Origin of the sequence: Cobetia amphilecti, assembly GCF_032923285.1 — a bacterium.
GTDB lineage: Bacteria > Pseudomonadota > Gammaproteobacteria > Pseudomonadales > Halomonadaceae > Cobetia > Cobetia amphilecti.
Map to the genome: position 1 here is coordinate 3,064,700 of NZ_CP136695.1, position 18,264 is coordinate 3,082,963.

14 protein-coding genes are annotated in these 18,264 nt (G+C 63.6%); 8 read left to right on the forward strand and 6 right to left on the reverse strand.

Annotated features, from left to right (window positions below):
* Positions 1-49 precede the first annotated feature (49 nt).
* Entirely contained in the window at positions 50-1,249 is a 1,200-nt protein-coding gene (locus R1T44_RS13050; RefSeq protein ID WP_213114537.1) for a polysaccharide export protein, read from the reverse strand.
* Between the two features lie 1,429 nt (positions 1,250-2,678).
* On the opposite strand from R1T44_RS13050, the gene R1T44_RS13055 reads away from it, so the two are divergent.
* The 5 genes from R1T44_RS13055 to R1T44_RS13075 all read left to right on the forward strand — a co-directional run bounded on the left by R1T44_RS13055 (position 2,679) and on the right by R1T44_RS13075 (position 7,855).
* Positions 2,679-3,200, forward strand: coding sequence for a hypothetical protein (locus R1T44_RS13055; RefSeq protein WP_284726790.1), 522 nt, complete (start codon positions 2,679-2,681; stop codon positions 3,198-3,200).
* The gene (locus tag R1T44_RS13060) at positions 3,200-3,988 is read left to right on the forward strand and encodes a YjbF family lipoprotein (RefSeq protein WP_284726791.1); all 789 of its coding nucleotides are present in this window, start codon (positions 3,200-3,202) and stop codon (positions 3,986-3,988) included. Before R1T44_RS13055 ends, R1T44_RS13060 begins: the two co-directional genes overlap by 1 nt.
* Positions 3,982-4,878, forward strand: a complete 897-nt coding sequence (locus R1T44_RS13065) for a hypothetical protein (protein ID WP_317292170.1) — start codon at positions 3,982-3,984, stop codon at positions 4,876-4,878. The genes R1T44_RS13060 and R1T44_RS13065 overlap by 7 nt, the downstream gene beginning before the upstream one ends.
* A 99-nt stretch (positions 4,879-4,977) precedes the next feature.
* Positions 4,978-7,446: a YjbH domain-containing protein gene (locus tag R1T44_RS13070; RefSeq protein WP_317292171.1), complete on the forward strand. Its 2,469-nt coding sequence runs from the start codon at positions 4,978-4,980 to the stop codon at positions 7,444-7,446.
* A 79-nt stretch (positions 7,447-7,525) separates the two neighbouring features.
* Positions 7,526-7,855, forward strand: coding sequence for a YkgJ family cysteine cluster protein (locus R1T44_RS13075; protein WP_054556269.1), 330 nt, complete (start codon positions 7,526-7,528; stop codon positions 7,853-7,855).
* 85 nt (positions 7,856-7,940) lie between these two features.
* Here the strand turns inward: R1T44_RS13075 and R1T44_RS13080 are convergent, their stop codons facing one another.
* Both R1T44_RS13080 and R1T44_RS13085 read right to left on the reverse strand, forming a co-directional pair.
* The gene (locus R1T44_RS13080) at positions 7,941-9,665 is read right to left on the reverse strand and encodes an acetyl-CoA hydrolase/transferase family protein (protein WP_284726794.1); all 1,725 of its coding nucleotides are present in this window, start codon (positions 9,663-9,665) and stop codon (positions 7,941-7,943) included.
* A 339-nt stretch (positions 9,666-10,004) separates the two neighbouring features.
* Positions 10,005-10,946: a LysR family transcriptional regulator gene (locus R1T44_RS13085; RefSeq protein WP_043334148.1), complete on the reverse strand. Its 942-nt coding sequence runs from the start codon at positions 10,944-10,946 to the stop codon at positions 10,005-10,007.
* 307 nt (positions 10,947-11,253) lie between these two features.
* Here R1T44_RS13085 and R1T44_RS13090 point away from each other — a divergent pair, with 307 nt between their 5' ends.
* Together R1T44_RS13090 and ppnN are read left to right on the forward strand one after the other, a co-directional pair.
* A complete protein-coding gene (locus R1T44_RS13090) occupies positions 11,254-11,553 on the forward strand; it encodes a hypothetical protein (protein ID WP_284726795.1) in 300 nt (99 codons plus the stop codon).
* 16 nt (positions 11,554-11,569) lie between these two features.
* Positions 11,570-12,982: a nucleotide 5'-monophosphate nucleosidase PpnN gene (ppnN, locus tag R1T44_RS13095; protein WP_277876238.1), complete on the forward strand. Its 1,413-nt coding sequence runs from the start codon at positions 11,570-11,572 to the stop codon at positions 12,980-12,982.
* A 193-nt stretch (positions 12,983-13,175) separates the two neighbouring features.
* On the opposite strand, the gene R1T44_RS13100 is transcribed toward ppnN, so the two are convergent.
* The 3 genes from R1T44_RS13100 to R1T44_RS13110 all read right to left on the reverse strand — a co-directional run bounded on the left by R1T44_RS13100 (position 13,176) and on the right by R1T44_RS13110 (position 16,537).
* Positions 13,176-13,592, reverse strand: coding sequence for a hypothetical protein (locus R1T44_RS13100; protein WP_317292172.1), 417 nt, complete (start codon positions 13,590-13,592; stop codon positions 13,176-13,178).
* Between the two features lie 69 nt (positions 13,593-13,661).
* The gene (locus tag R1T44_RS13105) at positions 13,662-14,123 is read right to left on the reverse strand and encodes a flavodoxin domain-containing protein (protein ID WP_043334117.1); all 462 of its coding nucleotides are present in this window, start codon (positions 14,121-14,123) and stop codon (positions 13,662-13,664) included.
* A gap of 392 nt (positions 14,124-14,515) precedes the next feature.
* On the reverse strand, positions 14,516-16,537 hold the full coding sequence (locus tag R1T44_RS13110) for a TonB-dependent receptor domain-containing protein (RefSeq protein ID WP_107336348.1): 2,022 nt from the start codon (positions 16,535-16,537) through the stop codon (positions 14,516-14,518).
* 718 nt (positions 16,538-17,255) lie between these two features.
* Between R1T44_RS13110 and R1T44_RS13115 the strand changes: the two genes are divergently transcribed.
* A complete protein-coding gene (locus tag R1T44_RS13115) occupies positions 17,256-18,164 on the forward strand; it encodes a LysR family transcriptional regulator (RefSeq protein ID WP_043334115.1) in 909 nt (302 codons plus the stop codon).
* Positions 18,165-18,264: the final 100 nt, after the last annotated feature.

The following is an 18,264-nucleotide window of genomic DNA, read 5'->3' on the forward strand; positions in this document are numbered from 1 at the left end:
TGCCCGGCCACGGCGGTGCCGGGCAGGGACGCCTTGACGACCCCTCGCCTTACTGGCCGAGGGTATCGAGGTTGTCCTGGATTTCGGTGCTGTAGTAGATGGAACTCACCGTCGGCAGCAGCTGGGTAATCACACGGTTCCAGCGCGAGACCGGTGCAGCGGTGACATAGACGACGTCCTGCGGCTTGAGGCCGAAGTCCGCGCCCAGAATCAGCGCCGTGGAATTGCGTGCATCCAGCTGATAGACGGTGGCCAGCTTCTCGGGGTCTTCACGATCACGACGGATGACGAAGATGCCCGACGCATCGGCGGAGTTTTCCTTGATGCCGCCGGCACGCGCGATGGCATCGGTCAGCGAGATCGGGCTTCTGCCCAGCGGCAAGCTGATGGACTTGTCCACCTCGCCCATCACGAACACCTTCTGGGTACCGACGTCCGGCACGTAGAGGGTGTCGCCATCCTTGAGCAGGCGGTCATTGCCCGCCTCATCGTTGGCGCCATTGCGCTCGGCCAGCAGCTCATAGAGGGAGATGGTGGTCTCTTCGCCATTGCGCTTGAGTACCACGTTGTGCCAATCGGCGTCTTCGGACAGACCGCCCGCCGCCGCGATGGCGTCCAGCAGGCTCAGCGGCACATCGCTGATCGGTTGCACGCCGGGAGACTGGACCTCGCCGGTGATCCGCACCTTCTGACTGCGGAAGGCGGCGACCTTGACATCGATCTGCGGCGCATTGAGATAGGGCTGCAGCTTCTCGCCGAGATCACGGCGAATCTGGTCCAGCGTCATGCCGCTGACCTTGACGCGACCGACATAGGGATAGAACAGCGTGCCATCGGCGTGCACGACGTTGCCGGCTTCCTGCGCACTGCGCTCGGAACCCGTCGGCAAGGTCAGCTCGGGATGGTCATAGACAATGATGGTCAGGATGTCGCCGGGGCCGACACGGTACTGATAGTCCGGTGCCAGACTGGCGCGCGTGCTGCTGTTGAGCTCCTGGGCCAGCGCCTTTTCAAGCTCACGACGCTGCCTGTCATCGCCACTGGATTGGCGTGATTCGGCGTCTGCGCGCGCCTGGGCCTTGATCAGGCCAAAGGTGATCGGTTCCACATCGACGATGTCGTCCACCGGCGCAGCACTGGTGTCGTAGTCGATGTTGCCACCGGGGGCGAAGACGCACCCGGCGAGCCCGGTGAGGGCGCCGATGCTCAAGCTGGCGCCCAGAAGTCGTGCTATCAGTGCATTTTTCATCTGAAGTCCGTTGAGTCGACAGGCCCGGTGACCCGGCACCCCAGTGCCATGATCATCGCGCCTTCCCCCGCCGCACATGGCCGCCGGGATGGATTCGATAACGTCTTCAGTTCCTGCTGCGTCATGCGTGTCGCCGGCCTTGCCTGGCTGTCACGCGGCTGCCGAGGGTGGGCCCTCGTGCATTTAGGTACCGGACCCTGGCGGTCTCGGCGTCTTGGGACTGGTTGCTGCGACCTCATTCACGCTGCGCCAGTGTGACCCGCAACGCTTACAGCGATATTTCCGCCATATGAATCATGCACATGGCTTGTCATATCCCGCCGTCATCCCCAGTCAGAATGTAGGCGTATCGTTCAAGATACTCAGAACACGACCCTGAACCGCAACCGACGATGCTCAGACGGAAGGTGCATTCAATGTGCTTTCCACTTGCGGCTCTGACACCACTCTCTGCATGGCGGCCTTCATGCCACTCTTGCTGTCATTTGGGCAATATCTTCAGCGCCATTGCAGAGCAAACTTTCTGTAGTTTTTTTACCGAAATGCGGCACACCTCTTTCAACCACAGCCCACGACCCATGGAGCTGCCAGAGGATCTACCGCTGAATCAGTAATACCAATGCCGTGGCATCGCCGTGCATTGGATCACGCCATTCGTGGCGTTTTTGGCAAGGTGACCAAACCCTGTCTGCCGTGCATTTTACCTGATACACGCCTCCCGCCAATCAGCGCTCTGTTACAAAAATCCAATAAAAACATTGGTTTGTAGCGCCGCAAGTACGCTCGATGTCGCCACTTCCACGAAAGACGCGTTGCCGATGACAGACACCACGAGCCCCATTTCGTCGGCAATGCGACACACTAAAGCGCAGGATTCCAGTCGCCACGCGGACCCCGTCTGGCGTAGCGCCCGGTGGAACATCGACAGCCACGTCGCCAATCATCCACACCCCAATTACTCTTTTTTACATAAATAATCCTCAAGCGATCAACGCGAATAATACGCAAGGCTTCACGCTAGACAGTTCACATATTCTCGTTAACATGAGCCTCGCTTTGCCACGACTCATCGGCTTTGTGTCTGTGTGGAGAAGGGCTTCCTGCATCAACCGCTCTGCGGCTGACACCTGACAGGACTGTCAGGCGCAGACAACAAGGCGCAACGATGAATTTCGGCAAGCGCATGACCAGGGAATACGGTCATGACAGGAACACCTCAGGACGAGGTCGCGCCACGGAGGATGCCAAGGATGGTGTCAGGGACGGCGCTCTTCTCCTCTATCGATATCTTCAGCAGCAGGTTGGATGATCGCCAGCATCTGCTGGCAGCCTCTACGCCGATGCCTCAGTCCTTGAGTCATCACATCGTGGTCTGACATCCCTCCCTGGTCGGCTGACCGCCGACAATGCTCATCAAGGAGAGTTATCCATGCGCAAGACACACCTCGGAGCCATCATCGGCCTGACAGGTGCCCTGCTTCTCGCTGGCAATGCCATCGCGGAAGAAGAAGCGCCTCAGGGTGCGACTGGCACCACTGGTACGACTGGGACTACCGGCACGACTGGGACTACTGGCACCACTGGTACCACCGGCACGACTGGGACTACCGGCACCACTGGGACTACCGGCACCACTGGGACTACCGGCACGACTGGTACCACCGGCACGACTGGTACCACCGGCACGACTGGTACCACCGGCACCACTGGTACCACCGGCACCACTGGTACGACTGGGACCACTGGCACTACCGGCACTACCGGCACTGTGCCGACAGGTAGCGCAGCCGGCACCGGTACTGCCAGCCAGAATGCCACCGGCAGCGTGACGCCGAGCGCCAGCAGCGGCAGCGTCGCTGCAGGTGCGGCCACCGGCACCGTCGGCGGCGGCACCGGCACGACCGGTACCACCGGGACAACCGGCACCACTGGTTCAACCGGGACTCGCTGATGAAGACGGCACGTGCGACGCAACGCTTCACGTTCTCAAGCCCTGCGCGGGGCACGGCAGCTACCTCGGTGGTCTCCCGTGCTCTGCGCAGCAGGTCGTTGGCGGCCTTCGGTACCCTCGCGTGCCTGGTGTCGCTTTCCGGCTGTGCCCAGATCGTCTCCAGTTCGCTCGGTGACGTGATGGGCAAGGACGAGTTTGACGCCACACGTGCCAGCGAGCTGCCCTATGCCTCTCTCAAGCTGAAGCATGCCAACAGCACCGCGCTGGTGGTTCTGGCGACGCTGGAAGGCAATGGGCGCATCGCGCGTTTCGAGAGTCGCGACCGCGGCATCCTCGAATTGCGCGATGGCGTCCTGTCCGCCACTTCAGGCTTTGCGCGTGATGTGGCAGACAGGCGTGAGCAAAGTACTACCGGGCGCGCTCTGGCGCGTCCGGCCTGGTTGATGGCCAGTGGCACGACCTATCAGGTCAGTGTCAGTGCGCTGTCCCCCTACCCGCGTCGGCTGGAGCGTCAGGACGCCGCCTCCACCGGCAGCCAGCGCCAGGACGACGTCGCCGTGATGCAGGTACACGAGGCCACGGCGCGACTCGAATGCGAGACCGCCGCCCCCTATTCGCTGCCGCTGGCAGAACTGCCGCTGCAGCACTGCCGCGAGATTCTGAGCTGGGACGACGGCAGCACCACGCGCAATGACCTGTGGCGCGACGAGAATCGCGTCTGGGCGGCCGACATGACGGCCTGGCCCGATGGCCCGCGGTTCGGTTGGGAGGTCGCCAAGGCATGGTGACCCCCGTCTTCTCATCACTGGCCCGTCTGTCATCGCTGGCCCGTCTGAACAGCGCCGCCCGCCTGCTGCCACTCGGGCTGAGCGCAATGCTGGCCGCGCCCCTGTCGAGCGCCGCTGACACCCCACTGCCGTTCAGCGCCGCGAGCACGCCGCTGGCCAGTCAAGTGTTGCAAGCGCAATGGGATGGCCTGGCGCCGTCAAAAGCGCTGGATTGGCGCTACAGCTTCGTCAGCACGCCGCTGATTCGCCAGCAGATGGCCGCGCGGGCCAACCGCGTCAGCGCCGAGCTCGAACTGATCGCGGCGCGCTACGCCGTCGGCGCGAAGGACGCTAGCCCTCAGGCGCGTTACGCCGAGGCATTGCAAGCCTGGCAGGCCTATGTCGAGCAGGGCCGCGCGCCGGACACTGACGCCGTGGTGGCGCGACTGCACGGTCAGCTCGACCCGCGTCGCGACATGCGTGATGGCCCACAGGCGATCCGCATCGCCCCGGGCATGGTGGTCGGGGCCTGCCAGGCGCCGCGCAGCGTGGTGATTCTGGACGCCACCGGCGTTCACGAGCGCAAGTGGACGCCGAATCTCAGTCTGGACGCGCTGATCGATGAGCGCGCCGCTGCCGGCGGCATCGGGCCAGCCGTCGAGGTCAGCCTGGTGACGCCGCAGGGCCAGGTGCTGACCCGCCCGGTGGCGAGCTGGAATCGTCTGACCAGCGGCGATGCCGACCTGCCCGTTGCCCCCGGTGCCACCGTGGTGATCAGCACGCCGGGCATCGACACCGCGCAGCAGTGGGTGAACGAGGCGCTACCGGCCTGGCTCGCCAGCCGCCTGCCGGGCCATGCCTGCCAGAGCTGGCAGCTGGACGCCGCGAAGCTGCCGACGCCCCCGCGCTAGCCGTCGAGGCTGCCCCGGCGCAGCACACTGCGCCTGACCGCGAACCCAATCCCTTATTCACGTACGTGAGCCGCTGGCTTGCGTGCATGCGAGACGCCCATGTCGAGTCCTTTTCGCCCTGCCAATCACGTTACGCACTCAAGCCCCGAGCAGCGCCCCGCCCTGGCACGCAATGGCTGGCTGGCACTCGGCATGGCGGGCGGATTGCTGGGCGCGCAGATTGCCCATGCGGCGACCGGCGAATCCCAGAGCGACTTCGGTGGCGTGGGTCTGATGCAGACGCCCACGGCGCGTTTTGCGCCCCAGGGCGAATTGAGCTTCACCTACAGCCGCACCCAGCCCTACAAGCGCTTCAGCGTCAACGCGGCGCCCTTCGACTGGATGGAACTGGGCTTTCGCTATGTCTCGGTGGAAACCGTCAGCTATGGCGCGGCCGCCCCGGACCGCGACTACCTGGATAAATCCTTCGACACCAAGTTCCGCCTGCTGCAGGAAGGCCGCTATCAGCCCGAAGTCGCGGTGGGCCTGCGAGATCTCGGCGGTACGGGCCTGTTCAGCTCCGAGTATCTGGTCGCCAGCAAGCGCTTCGGCGACCTCGACTTCAGCCTGGGCCTCGGCTGGGGCTATCTGGGTACGCGTGGCGACTTCAGCAATCCGCTGGCAGTGGTGAGAAGCAGTCTCGAGACGCGCAGTGACTCGACCAGCGATGACGGCGGCGACTTCCAGCTCGGCAGCATGTTCAGCGGCAGCCCGGCCGTCTTCGGCGGCATCGAATACCAGACGCCCTGGGACCCGCTGACCCTGATGCTGGAATACGAAGGCAACGACTACTCCGACGAGCCACTGACGGTGGAGATCGAGCAGGACTCGCCGGTCAATCTGGGCGCGACCGTCAAGGTCAATGACAACCTGTCGCTGCATGGCGGCTGGGAGCGAGGCAACACCGCCATGCTGGGGCTGTCACTGTCGACCAATCTGGCCGGGCTCGCCCAGGCCAAGGACGACGGCACGCCGGAAGCGGTCGCCCCCAGCACCCACAGCCGTTATCGCAACGACCAGACACCCGAGGCCTTCCGCGTGCGCTCGCTCAACACGGACGCCTCCTCGGGCACGGCGCCCTCCGCCTCCACCGCCAGCGCTGCCCAACCGGCAGGCGTGACGGCAGAGCCGTCAGCCCATGAAGAGCCATCAGCGCATAAAGAGCCATCAGCTGATGCGAAAGGCACTCTGCTGACACTCGACTCGTTCGGCGGCGCACCCGCGGACTCCCCGCTCGAGCCGGGCGCGACTGACGGCCCAGAGACAGAAGATCTTCCGCGTCTTGCCGACGTCGACTGGGACGCGCTGGCCGATACCCTGCGTGCCCAGAGCGGACTTGAGGTGTCACAGCTGCGGGTCGAGGGCGACACCCTGATCGTCGAGGCCGAGGCGACGCGCTTCCGCGATGACCTGCAGGCCGAAGGCCGTGCCAACCGCGTGCTGCACAACCGCCTGCCCGCCGAGATCACCACCTTCCGCTATCGCCTGAGCAGCAATGGTCTGGCGCTGCGCGAAGATGAGCATCCGCGCCAGCCCTTCGTGGCCGCCGCCAATGACCGTCGCTTCGGCGCCGAATACGAGCACTCCATCACCGCCCATGCCGCCTCGCCCCGTGCCATCTCGCCCGATAGCGCCGATGATGCGGCACGCCAGGCGTCAGGGGATGGCATCAAGCTGGCGCGCGAGCCGTTCGGCTTCAGCTGGGGCTTCTCGCCGAGCCTCAAGCAGAACTTCGGCGGCCCCGATGGCTACCTCTATCAGCTCAACCTGCAGCTGGACGCCCTGTGGCGCACCGACCGCAATGGCTGGTTCACCGGCGTGGCGACCTATCAGCTCGCCGACAACTTCGACAGCTACGAGTACATCGCCGATTCCGAGCTGCCGCGCGTGCGCACCTACGTCGGGGAATACATCAAGGAAACCGACCTGGGCATCACCAGCCTGCAGTACAACCGCACCCACCAGTTCGGGCGTGACTGGTACGCCCAGGCCTACGGCGGCATTCTCGAGATGATGTACGCCGGGGTCGGCGCCGAGCTGCTCTATCGCCCGATGAACAGCTCGCTGGCGCTGGGGCTGGACATCAACCGCGTCCGCCAGCGCGAGTTCGACCAGCAATTCGGTCTGCGTGACTACTCGGTCACCACCGGTCACGCCACCGCCTACTGGCAGTCCGGCTGGCACGATGTGCTGGTCAAGGGCTCGGTGGGGCGCTATCTGGCCGGTGATGTCGGTGCGACGCTGGACCTGTCGCGCAGCTTCTCCAACGGGGTCAGCGTCGGCGCCTGGGCGACCCTGACCGATGCCGGCGATGACTACGGCGAGGGTAGCTTCGACAAGGGCCTCTACGTGAGCATCCCGCTGGATGCCTTCTTCACCACCTCCAGCAAGGGCAGCACCGGCTTTGCCTGGGCACCGCTGACCCGTGATGGTGGCGCACGCCTCAACCGCCGCTATCAGCTGTATGACATGACGCGCGATCGTGATCCCGAGACTTACTGGGAAGGCATCGACAAGGTCTACAAGTAATCCGTGCGTGAGTGTGTTTCACTGCCGGCTGAAGCGTGCCGATGTTGGCGCCTGACTCACTGTGGCTGACCCTGACCCGATGAATATTCCGATTACCGACGTATCGCCGGCCACTGCCGGCGCTGCGACACCTGCCAATCACGAGATCGCCTGCAGCAACTGCCAGGCCTGCTGCTGCCGGCTTGAGGTCATCCTGCTCACCGATACCGGCGTGCCGGACTACCTGATCGACGAGGATGAATGGGGCGGCGAAGTCATGCGCCGCCTCGACGATGGCTGGTGTGCCGCCGTCGACCGCGAGACGCTGATGTGCACCATCTACGACCGCCGGCCGCAGCTGTGCCGCGATTACGAGATGGGTAGCCCCGAATGCGAAGACGAGCGCCTGGAAAACGGCCTCGATCAGTAGGCCGCCTGCCAGCGCTCGTCCTGGTTGTTTCTCCCAAACACCCTGCCTGTGGTCGTCTCTCCCAAGCGCCCTGCCTGATGTGCGATCAGGCAGTGGCATCCGGCAGCGACGGGGCCTTCTCTTCAAGACTTGGCTCGGGTGCCGTGCGCATGGCGCGCATATGCCCCTTCACCTCTACCTCGCGATGCCAGCTCAGCGCCTGCTCCAGACAATGTGGCGTATGGCCGCCACGCTGGCACGCCTCCTCGAAGTAGGCGCGCAGCGCAGGGCGATAGCTCGGGTCCGAGCAGTTCTCGATCACCTGCACCGCCCGCTCGCGCGGTGCCAGGCCGCGCAGATCCGCCAGCCCATGCTCGGTGACCAGGATATCGACATCATGCTCGGTGTGGTCCACGTGGCTGGCGAACGGCACCACGCTCGAGATATCGCCGCCCTTGGCCAGTGACTTGGTGATGAACACCGACAGCTGGGCATTGCGCGCGAAATCGCCGGAACCGCCGATGCCATTCATCATCCGCGTGCCGCAGACGTGGGTGGAATTGACGTTGCCGTAGATGTCGAATTCCAGCGCCGTATTGACCGCGATCACGCCGAGGCGCCGCACGATGCCCGGATGATTGGACAGTTCCTGCGGGCGCAGGATCAGGCGGTCACGATAGCGCTCGAGGTCCTTCCACAGCGTGCGGCCACGCTCCTCGGTGACCGTGATGGAGGAGCCTGAGGCGAAATCGAGCTTGCCGGCATCCAGCAGATCGAAGGTGGAATCCTGCAGCACCTCCGAGTACATGGTCATGTGCTCGAAGGGCCCTTCCTTCAAGCCACTCATCACCGCGTTGGCCATGCTGCCGATGCCCGCCTGCAGCGGCAGCAATGCCGGTGTCAGACGCCCCAGCGCGACTTCCTGCTTGAGAAGTTCGACCAGATGGCCCGCCATGCGCTGGGTGCCGTCATCCGGCGGCGTGCAGGTCGAGGGGCTATCACTGCCGCGGGTCAGCACGATGGCGGCGATTCTGGCGGGGTCCATCGGGATATACGGCGTGCCGATGCGCGAATCCGGCGCGACCACTGGAATCGGCTGCCGGCTGGGGCGCATCTGCGGAATGTAGATGTCGTGCAGCCCTTCAAGTGCCGCCGGCGACTCGAGATTGAGCTCGATGATCACCTTGTCGGCGAGAATCGCATAACTGGCCGAGTTGCCCACCGAAGTGGTCGGCACGATGCCGCCATCGGCGGTGATGGCGCTGGCCTCGATCACCGCGACATTCATGTCGCTCAGCTGGTGATTGCGCAACAGCTCCACCGTCTCGGAGAGGTGCTGGTCCATGAACATGACTTCGCCGGCATTGATGGCGCGGCGCAGCACCGGGTCGACCTGAAACGGCATGCGCCGCGCCAGCATGTGGGCATCCGCCATCTGGCCGTCGAGGTCATTGCCCAGCGAGGCGCCGGTCATCAGCGTGATGGAGAACGGCTCGCGGCGCGCCTTCTCGACCAGCGCCAGCGGCAGAGCCTTGGCCTCCCCCGCTCGCGTGAAGCCACTCATGCCCACCGTCATGCCGTCATGAATCAATTCGGCGGCCTGGCTGGCGCTCATCTGGCGCGACTGCCAGTCAGGCCAGCGGCAGCGACGCGCGACCTCGGCGTGCTGCTCCGGGGTCAGCTCGCCGACCTCCATGCGCGCCAGCAGCGAGAAGACCTCGCTTGATGCAGCTGAAGCGGCAGGCGCGGCTGATGCCTCGGGAGATGGGGAGGCTGCGGAGACTAACGGAGCATGAGGCGTGACACTGGAGCGAGAACCGGATGAAGACACGACGGCAGGACCTCCTGATGGGCAAGACACCACGAAATGAGCAAACAAGGCGCTGGCAAGACGCTGACCAGACCAAGCATAGCCAAGCCTGAAATAGTCAGGGCTGTAATAAACAGGTCTGTAATAGCCAGGTCTGTAATCACCAGGCGCTGGCTTTCAGCATCCCACGCAGTACGCCGCCCCCGCATCAGGCCTTGGTCGCAAGGCGGCGGCAGCGGCTGGAACCAGGTGGTGCACAAAGGGCGACGGCGCATGCGGCGCAGATGGCGACGGTGAGACACGAAAAAGCCCGCTCATGAGGAGCGGGCTTTCGGGAGTCGCAGATGACGACGCGAGGCGTTACACCATGCTGTCGAAGTCCATGTTGTCGAAGCTTTCCGGCGCATCGGCGTAGCCGTAGAGCGTGTTGCGACGCTGCAGGCGGAATTCACCCAGCAGCTGCTCGTAGCGGCGCGGCACCTCGGCATTGTCACGCGTGACGATGTAGAGGTTCTCGTAGACGGCTTCGGTCAGCGGCATCTCGCGCACCTGACGCTGCCACGGCGAGGTCTCGAGCACCGTGCGCGAGACGACGGTGAAGCCCAGACCACGCGCCACGGCGTCCAACACCATGCCGATATCGTTGGTGAAGCCCTGCTGCGGGAAGTGGCTCATGGAGCGGAATTCACCGGCGAAGTTCTCACGCAACAAGGCACTGGCATTGTTGACGCCATCGGCGTAATTCATGAAGCCCAGCGCCATCAGCTCGTTGAGGCTGTTGCCGGCGAAATCGGCGGGCACCACCAGGCACAGCGGCTCCTGATGCCACAGCTCGAAGTTCAGGTCCGGATGCTTGACCGGCTCGGTGACGATGCCCAGGTCGAAGCGACCCGCCAGCACGTCCTGCACGATCTCGGAATTGAAGGCGAAGCTGTAGCTGACCGTCAGCCCCGGGTGCTGCTGCTGATAGCCCAGCGTGAACGGGTAGAACATCAGCCCGACGCTAGAGGGGCTGGCCACGCGACATTCGCCGCTGTCAGGGGAGTCATCATCCAGCGAGTGCATGAACTGGGTGTGCTCGGCGAACAGCTTGATGGAGTAGTCATAGCAGCGACGCCCCGCTGCGGTCAGCGAGAACTTGCGTCCCTGGCGATTGAGCAGCGAGCGGCCCAGATACTGCTCCAGCTTGCGAATATGCTGGCTGACGCCGGGCTGGGTCATCTCCAGCTTGCGCGCGGTATGGGTAAAGCTGCCGGTCTCCACCAGTGTGATGAAGGTACGAAAATACTGGGCGTTGAACATGAAGGCACTGACCACTCACGAACGGGGGACGCGACTCGGCGCATCGTGTTGCCGGCGACGACCTGCATGACGCAACTGCCATGTCTGCACAGGTGCCACCGACCCGCAAAGCACATGATTCTACCAGAGCTGGCCGCCATGCGCAGCGCTGCGCCCCGCCACTCTCGCGTGTTAGCATCATGGACAATGCCAGCTGCCACCTTGGCTGCGTCTGCCGTGTTCAACGCCACGGCGACGCGCCAGGGCCCGGCGCTTTACCCCTGTCCTGGCCAATCTTCGGACTGGCCCGAAACACGAGATGCTCTAGATGTCTGATGCTCTGGCTGCACGCGGCGAAGCCATTCACAAGGCGCTGCTCGCCATGGAAAGCGACTGTGCCGAAAATGACCTGTTCCCGCTGGGGTACATGATCCCCCAGGTGGAACTGGTGCTGGAAAACGCCGATTACGATCCCGAGGATGTGGTCGCGGAAGACTTTGACGCCACCTTTGAAGAGTGGATGCAGCACGCCTTTGCCCAGGACAGCATGAGCGTGGACGACCGCGAGCGCATTGCTGAACTCTGGGCAGAAGCCCGGAAACGCGTCCAGACCACCGTGGGCGCCTGACACAAGGAAGACAGTCATGAATTCTGTCACCAGCGAAGCGACGACCTATTCACGTGATGCCAGCTCCATGCTGGTCTCGACCATCATCTCGCCGGAAGGCAGCCTGGAAGTGCTCTCCCAGGATGAGGTCAATCGCCTGCGCGATACCTCCTCCAACGGGTTGCATGACATCCTGCGCCGCTGTGCGCTGGCCGTGCTCAACTGCGGCAGCCAGACCGATGACAGCGTCGCGGTGCTCAACGCACACAAGAATTTCGAGATCGAGGTGCTGCAGCAGGACCGCGGCATTCGCCTCAAGCTCGACAATGCGCCCGGCGATGCCTTCGTCGACGGCAAGATGATCCGCGGCATTCGCGAGCATCTCTCCAGCGTGTTGCGTGACATCGTCTATGTGGCCAACGAGATCCAGAACACTCCGCGTTTCGATCTCACGACCACCGAAGGCACCACCAATGCGGTGTTCCATATCCTGCGCAACGCCGGGGCGCTGAAGTCCTCGCGTGAGCCGAGTCTGGTCACCTGCTGGGGCGGGCACTCCATCAACCGCGAGGAATACGAGTACACCAAGGACGTGGGTTACCACCTCGGCCTGCGTGATCTCGATATCTGCACCGGGTGTGGCCCGGGTGCCATGAAGGGCCCGATGAAGGGCGCCAACGTCGCGCACGCCAAGCAGCGTCGCACGGAGGGTCGCTATCTGGGCATCTCGGAGCCGGGCATCATCGCCGCCGAATCGCCCAACCCGATCGTCAATGAACTGATCATCATGCCGGACATCGAGAAGCGCCTTGAAGCCTTCGTGCGCACCGCACATGGCATCATCGTCTTCCCGGGCGGCGTGGGCACCGCCGAAGAGATTCTCTATCTGCTCGGCATTCTACTGCACCCGGAAAACAGCGAGCTGCCGTTCCCGGTCATCTTCACCGGCCCGGCGTCCAGCGCCGAGTACTTCAAGCAGATCGACGAGTTCATCGCCTACACCCTGGGCGAGGAAGCGCGCTCGCGCTACACCATCATCATCGACAATCCGGTCGAGGTGGCACGCACCATGCGCGGTGGCATCGACGAGGTGGCGGAATTCCGTCGCCAGCATCAGGATGCCTTCTACTACAACTGGCGCCTGCATATCGCCCCGCACTTCCAGCAGCCCTTCGCGCCGACCCACGCCAACATGTCGGGCCTGGCACTGCACCGCAACCAGCCGGTGCATGAACTGGCGGCCAATCTGCGTCGTGCCTTCTCGGGCATCGTCGCCGGCAACGTCAAGAAGGAAGGCATCGAGGAGATCGAGCGCGACGGCCCCTTCCGCCTGACCGCCGAAGCCGAGCTGATGGAGCGTCTCGACGCCCTGCTCACCTCCTTCGTCGCCCAGGGCCGCATGAAGCTGCCGGGCAGCGATTACGTGCCCTGCTACACCCTGTGCAAGTAAGTGGCCCGGTGATGGCACGCTGAGGCGTGTCGTCACCTCATCAGCCATCACAAGAGCGCCATCACAAGAACGCCCCGATCATTGCTGATCGGGGCGTTCTTGTTGGTAGGGATGATCTTTTTACAAGGTCAGGCTAGCGGACCTGACGGGAATATCTTTCTGACAGCATCTCATGAGCCGCAAGAATCGAGGCTCAGCCTTCCTCACCACGGCGGCGCTGCATCCACATGCTGATCACATGCGCCAGCAGGCCCAGCGTCAGGCCATCGACCAGCACCTCGAGTGCACCTTCCTGAGGGCGGTTGAGCATCGGCGCGGCAAAGTTGAAGGCTGCCATCGCCGCCAGCCCCACCACCAGCCAGACCAGCAGACGACGCATCATCGTCGGCACCTTGGCCTTGGCGTTCTCTGACAGCTGGCGATAGATATAGATGCCCAGCGCGCTGACGGCGACGGCAAAGCCGACGATCAGCATCAGACGCGTATTCTCGCCACTCATCAGGAAACGCGGAATATTGGCGACCATTACCACCGCCAGACCCGCCAGCACGGAGACGCGCTGCGGCGTCAGGTTGCGGGCACGCGGATGATCAGGATTCAGTTTCGGCATGTGAAGCAGTCTCGATGAAAGAACGGACAACAGAAGAAGCAGGCGGCGGGTCAGCCCACCGCCGCAGAATCAGGCCGTGGCCGGCAGGGTCGGAATCCAGCTCTCGACCCACGGCAGCGCCGCGTCATCGGCCATGAAGGTTTCCATGGCGTCGATCTCGAGGCGCTCGCCGTGGCGCGTGGCGCCCAGGTCGGCCAGACGCTCATCCAGATGACGCCCCGCGCCACAGTAGGTCTCGCCGTAGGAGCTGTCGCCCAGGGCGATCAGACCGTAACGCAGCCAATCCAGCGCCGGGGACTCGGCAGACAGCGCATTGAGGAAGCCGGTCAGATTGCCCGGCACATCGCCACTGCCGGTGGTGGAGGTGACGAACAGCGCCAGATCAGGGCGCGCATCAGTCAGGTCAGCCAGTGTCGGCTGGTCGAGCACCTCGACCGTATAGCCGGCCTGCTCGAACAACGGCTGAACCTGCTCGGCCACATCCAGTGAACCGCCATACATCGTGCCGACAAAAATCTTCAGAAGCGCCATGCATCCTTCCTTATTCGAACGATCACCCGCCAGTGGCGGGAACGTGAGTGCAGTGCGAAGAGTCGCGCAGACGCTCTCCGACATTTGGTCGCGATGGTAGCACAGCCCGCCTGCGAGACGCAGGCGGGCCTGGCCCGATGAATCGCTAGCACAGCGTGGCCGCGAGACGCAGGCAGCAGGCGGGCCTGGTCTGATGAATCGATAGCACAGCGTGGCCGCGAGACGCAGGCAGCCCCTTCTGTGCGCCCCGCAAACGAAACAGCGCCACCGTGAAGAACACGATGGCGCTGCGAGGGTCTTGCCAGTGAAGCATCCTGCGTTGCGAGCCTGGATCACGATCGCTGGCGATGACACCCTGTCAGGTGCGAACTTGCGGGCTCAGAGCCTTCTGATCAGAAGCGATACGCCACTGACAGACGCACGTCACGCCCCGGGCTGGTGATGGCGCCCGTCGTGATGCCGCGTGCGCTGTTGGGTTCCAGGAAGTAGGTGTTCTGGTCGGTATATTCCTTGTCGAACAGGTTGTAGATACCGGCCGTCAGGGTCAGGTCCTGCATGTCACGCGGCACCCAGCTGGCGTAGACATCGTGCGTGGCATAACCGGCGCGCTCGCTCTGATCATCCGGCAGGTCGGTGAGGCGCTCGTAGGCGGTCACGGTCCAGCCGATCGTCATCTGCGGGTCAACGAAGGTGTAGCGGTTGTCCAGGCTCCAGCGATCACCGGTCTGGTTGCCCAGGCCCATGTCGTCGACCACGGTCTCGCCCTGGTTGTCTTCCAGGTCCATGGTCAGGTAGCCCAGCGTCATGTCCCAGCCGCCGATGCCGTAGGTGGCACGCGCCTCGACACCCTTGCTGGTGACGATGCCTTCCATGTTGTAGATGGTGGTTTCGCTGCCGACGGTCTCATCGGTGATGTAGTTGTCGAAGTGGGTATCGAAGTAGGTGACTTCCAGGCCAGCGCGGTCACGCTGAGTGAGGAGGTCATTGCCCTTCCAGCGCGCGCCGACTTCGGTGCTGCGCGAGGTCTCGGCCTCGAGACCCGGCTCGACGGTCAGCGTCTCGCCGACACCGACGCCATCGTCGGCCAGGATGGCTTCACGGCCCTTGTTGCCGCGCACTGCCGTGGAGTAGCCGGTGAACAGCTCGACACCGCCGCCGACACGCCAGTTGAGGCTCGCGTTCGGGCTGACATCGGTGTCATCCAGCGTCTCGCCATTGGCATATTCGGTCTTGTAGTCATCGACACGCGCGCCGAAGGACAGGTCCACCGCGCCGAGCGTCATGCGGTGCTGGGCGTAGAGCGCGAGGTTGCGGGCCTTCTCGTCGAAGCTGCCGGTGCTGGATTCGTCGTAGACGTAATCGCTACCCAGCGTCAGACGGTTGTTCATGTCCTCGGGGCCGAAACGGAAGGTGTTGTTCAGGTCACCGCCGTAGCTCTCGACATCGGCGTTCAGCTCAGCGCCGGTGGAGACGGTGGTGCGATCCAGCTCGGTCTTGGTGTGGAAGACGTTGGTGTGCACGTCCACCAGACGCGAGCCCGGCTCATAGTCATAGTTGGCGGTATAGGTGTCGCGGCTCAGCTCGGTGTCGACCTTCACGTTGTTGAACGGCTGACATTCCATGTTGGGACGCGTGCAGTAGATGCCGCTGTCCTCGTTGTGCTCGGCACTGATGCGCAGGCTGTGCGCGCCCTGGTCGAGCAGGCTGAACTTGCCGAAGTAGCTGCGCTGATGGCCGCCGGTACCTTCCTCTTCATCACCGCCGCCGGTGCGGTAGTCATCGCTGTTGCGTGCGCTGGTCGAGAACAGCAGGCCCGCGTTCGGCGCGACTTCACCGTAGACGGACAGCGTGCCCTTGACGGCATCTGCTGCGGACTCGGTGCTGCCCTTGACCATGCCGCCGAAGGTCTCACCCGGCTCGAGCAGGTCCTGGGCATCCTTGGTGACGAACTTGATGCTGCCGCCCAGGGCGTTGGGGCCGTTGTCGGCGGCGCCCGGTCCGGCCTGGACTTCGGCGCGCTTGAGCAGCTCCGGCTCGATGTTGAAGCTGGAGCTGTGGTGGAACAGATAGCCGTTCTGGCTGGCACCATCGACGCTGATGTTGAGGTTGGTGTCTTCCAGACCGCGCACGTAGATCATCTCCGACGAGGCGGTGGTGCCGCCGACGGTGACGGACGGCGTATCACGGAACACATCCTTGAGATCATGCGCCTGATGCAGCGCGATCTCTTCGCTATCGATGACCGCGGTCGCGTTGAGGCGATCGTCCTCGATCTGCAGCGTGTCCATCTGCAGCGTCTCTGCATTGGCAGTACTGGCACACAGCAGCGCAATGGCTGCCACCAGCGGACGCGGAGTGAAAGCAGTGGCGCGGGAAGCGCTGGCTGCCACGCACGGAGAGAGGCGATCGGTCATGAGCGGAGGGTTCCCAAGATTAATAATAATAATGATTCTCTTTGCGAACGAGATAATGCACGCGTTTGCACATTTGCGTCATCAACACTTCCCGCAACGCCGCTCTGCAACTTCTGCAATCAGGCCGCGTCATTTCTCGCCTCTTGCAGCGCCGGATTGTGCCTCAACTGCCAGAAACGGCCCGATTTGCACACTTTTTCACCCGTGCAGCCACCAAATTCACTTTTTTATCACCTGTCTGTCATCAGATACGGAACCATCGCCAGCCACTGACGTCTTAGCCGACATGCCTCGACAAGTGCCTGGCCCACGCAAATTTCTCGCTTCACGGCAGAGTTTCATCCTGCGGAGATCGGATTTGCGCAATGCATGCGACTTTGGATGCAACACTACGAGCAGAGTGATATAGTTAGCGTGCTCAGATTAAGGGCGCTTGCTGTCACGCCAAGGCAGTGCCCTGTCATGGCTTCGGCCCTGAGGATATCTGCAGTAGATGCAAGACCTGTCGCCGCGCGCTGAGGTGCTCGGCTGGCAGTGACGGTTGTTGATCGATGAGCGCGTCTTTGCCCGGGGAATCCCCCTGCGGCCCGAGGGGCACGGTCATCGACAGGCAATCCGTTGTGCAGCGACTGGCGCTGCAACGGGCCCGTTTGGCCCGTACAAGGTGGGTGTTTCCCTGACGGCGCACCCCGACCCTCTGAACAACCGGACCTATTCGATGAGCGATATCGACGCCTACAACACCTTCCTGATGGTCGCAGACCTCGGCAGCCTGTCCCGCGCAGCAGAACGTCTGCGCCTGCCCAAGTCCACCGTCAGCCGTCGCCTCGACGCCCTTGAGGGCCGTTTCGGCACTCGCCTGGTCGAGCGTGGTCATCGTGGCATTCGCCTGTCAGAAGCCGGCGAGACCCTTTACCGTTACGCACGCTCGATGGCCAATCTCGATGATGAAGCGCACCGCGCCATCGAAGACCGCCAATCAGACCTCACCGGTACCATCCGAATCCACGCCACGCCGTCGCTGGGTCGTCACTTCCTGGGTCACGCGCTGACCAGCTTCCTGTCGGAGCACGAAGGCGTCGATATCAAGCTGAAGCTGTGGCACAACGGTCGCGAGATTCTCGAGAATCAGCCGCACCTGGTAATCGGCTTCCCGCATCTGGCCGGCAGCACCCACGTCTTCCGCCCGCTGACCCACTGGCATCAGGCGGCCTACGCGGCCTCTCACGTCGAGAACCCGGAAGAACTGCCGTGGGGCGAGCTGGAACCGCTGGTGTCCGGCACCTCCCTCTCGCGTCACCCGGAAGACCCGCGCCCGAATCACATCCAGTCAGATGACCTCGAAGTCCTCACCGACTACGTGGCCGATGGCCTGATTCGTGCCGTGCTGCCGACTGACTGGGTCAACACCCTCAGCGAGCGCAACGGCCAGTCCTTCAAGCGTCTGGAATGCAGCGAGATCCCGCCGGTCGAGATCGGCATGCTGCTGCCGCGTGGCCCGATCCCGACCCGCGTGCGCATGCTCGCCGACTGGCTCGCCCGCGAGATCGGCAAGTCAGAGCCGGAGCGCGTCACCGCCAAGGCCGCCCGCCGCACCGTCAGCGAAGCCGCCACCACTGCCGGTTGATTCAAGCTTTGCAGCGCTGACCCTCACCCTCGCGGTGACATGAATCAGCGCGGCACGCAGCAAAAAGGCCAGCCCTCAGGGGCTGGCCTTTTGCGTTCTG